2 protein-coding genes and 1 pseudogene are annotated in these 2,204 nt (G+C 65.2%); 2 read left to right on the forward strand and 1 reads right to left on the reverse strand.

All coding sequences use genetic code 11. The annotated features are described in order from the left end of the window. A partial coding sequence (locus AAFM29_RS17065; protein WP_341713929.1) for an aldehyde dehydrogenase family protein occupies positions 1–758 on the reverse strand: 758 nt, incomplete at its 3' end. A 116-nt stretch (positions 759–874) separates the two neighbouring features. Between AAFM29_RS17065 and AAFM29_RS17070 the strand changes: the two genes are divergently transcribed. After that, complete coding sequence (locus AAFM29_RS17070) at positions 875–2,011, forward strand: acyl-CoA dehydrogenase family protein (RefSeq protein ID WP_341713930.1); 1,137 nt, start codon at positions 875–877, stop codon at positions 2,009–2,011. Continuing rightward, a pseudogene (locus tag AAFM29_RS17075) lies at positions 2,008–2,204 on the forward strand (hypothetical protein); the annotation flags it as partial. The gene AAFM29_RS17070 and the pseudogene AAFM29_RS17075, both read left to right, overlap by 4 nt.

A 2,204-nucleotide genomic window follows, 5' to 3' on the forward strand; every position in this document is an offset into this window, starting at 1 on the left:
TCGGGCAGCACGATCGAGGCGTCATTGCCGCCGAGTTCGAGCGTGATGCGCTTGAGGTCCTTCGAAGCGCCTTCCATGATCTTCTTTCCGGTCGCGGTCGAACCGGTGAAGGTCACCTTGTCGATATCGGGATGTTCGGTGATCAGCGGGCCGAGGCTGTCTTCGCCGGTAATGATGTTGACCGTGCCGGCCGGGACCACGTCCTTGATCAGCTCGGCCACGCGCAGCGTGGTCAGCGGGGTGAAGGGCGATGGCTTGAGCACGATGGTGCAGCCCGAAATCAGCGCGGGGACGATCTTCTGGATCGCCATCATCACCGGGAAGTTCCACGGCACGATCCCGCCGACCACGCCAACCGGCACGCGGCGGGTGCGGCTGAGCCGTTCTTCGTCATCCTGGTTGATCACATCGTCGAGCGTCAGCGTCGACTGCGCTGCAGCCAGCCCCGCGGCGCCGTAGATTTCCATCTGCGCCTGGTGGTGCGGCTTGCCCTGTTCGGCGGTGAGCAGGCGAAACAGCTCGTCCGCATTGTCCTTGATCGCAGCGGCGATCCCCTGAACCACCTTCTGGCGTTCCTCGGAACTGGTCTTGCGCCAGGTCTTGAAGGCACGGCGCGCAGCGGCGACGGCGCGGTCTAGCTCTTCCTTGCCGCAGGCCGGAACGCGCGCGAACACTTCCTCAGTGGCGGGATTGACGACCTCCATCCAGCGGCCATTGTCGACCATCTCGCCATCGATCAGGTTCTTGTAGTCGGTCATCATCTCTCTCCTCCGGGACTCGCTATGGGGCATACACTGTCGGGATTCGTTTCTCGATGCAACGGGTCTTGCGCTGCGGCGATAGATTGGTGAGAGAGGGAGCGAGAGGAGAAGCCTTGCAGACCTTCGCTACAGAAGCCGTCGACTGGCCCGAAAGCGCCATCGCCTTGCGCGAGCAGGTGCGTGCCTTGGTCGCCGAACATGACGAGCGCGATCCGGTCCGCCGCGCCAATTGCTGGACCAAGGCTGACCCCACCTTCAGCCGCAAGCTGGGCGAGGCGGGCCTGCTGGGCATGACCTGGCCCAAGGAATACGGCGGGCACGAACGCAGCCAGCTTGAGCGCTACGTGGTAATCGAGGAACTGCTGGCGGCGGGCGCCCCGGTCGGCGCGCACTGGATTGCCGACCGCCAGAGCGGGCCGCTGTTGCTGCGCATGGGCAATGAGGAACTCAAACGTCGCTGGGTCCCTGCAATCGCCCGCGGCGAAGCTTTCGCCTGTATCGGCCTGAGCGAACCCAATTCGGGTTCCGACCTTGCCTCGGTACGAACCTCGGCGCGGCGTGACGGCGATGGCTGGGTCATCAACGGGCAGAAGGTCTGGACCACCGGCGCGCATGTCGCGCATTTCATGATCGCACTGATCCGTTCCGAAGCCGGGAGCGAGCGCCAGCAGGGCCTGTCGCAGTTCGTCATCCCGATGGACACTCCGGGCGTCACGGTGAAGCCGATCATCGACCTGACCGGCGCGCATGAGTTCAATGAGGTGTTTTTCGAAGACGTACGCCTGCCCGCCACCGCGCTGCTGGGCGAAGAGGGCCAGGGCTGGCGGCAGGCGACTGCCGAACTCTCGCTCGAACGCTCGGGGCCGGAACGATACCTGTCATCGATGGTGCTATTCCTCGAACTGGTCCGCCATGCCGGGGCGCATCCCGACCCCGCGGTGCGCGAACTCGTCGGGCGGCTGGCAGCGGAGGCATGGACGCTGCGGCTGATGAGCGCTTCGGTCGCTGCCAAGCTCGCCCGGGGCGAGGACCCCGCGCTCGAGGCGACGATCGTCAAGGACCTGGGCAATTCCTACGAGCAGGCGATCCCCGAGCTGGTGCAGGCGGCGGTGGAAATGGACCTCAACGGCGAAGACGCGCTCGCTCGCGTCACCGGCTATTTGCTGCAGGTCTCGCCCAGCTTCTCGCTGCGTGGCGGGACGCGCGAAATCCTCAAGGGCATCATCGCACGGGGGCTTGGCCTGAGATGAGCGACACACGCCGCATGCTGGCCGAAATGGTTGATCCGCTGTTCGCCGAACTGGGTGCCGGCGCGAGTACGGAACGAGACTGGGCACGGCTCGAGGAACTCGGCCTACCGCTGTTGCTGGTATCCGAGGCCGAAGGTGGCTTCGGAGGCACATGGGAAGACGCGCTGGTGGTTTTCCGCCTCGCCGGTTTCCA

Source organism: Erythrobacter sp. (assembly GCF_038133525.1).
In the GTDB taxonomy this organism is placed as follows: domain Bacteria; phylum Pseudomonadota; class Alphaproteobacteria; order Sphingomonadales; family Sphingomonadaceae; genus Qipengyuania.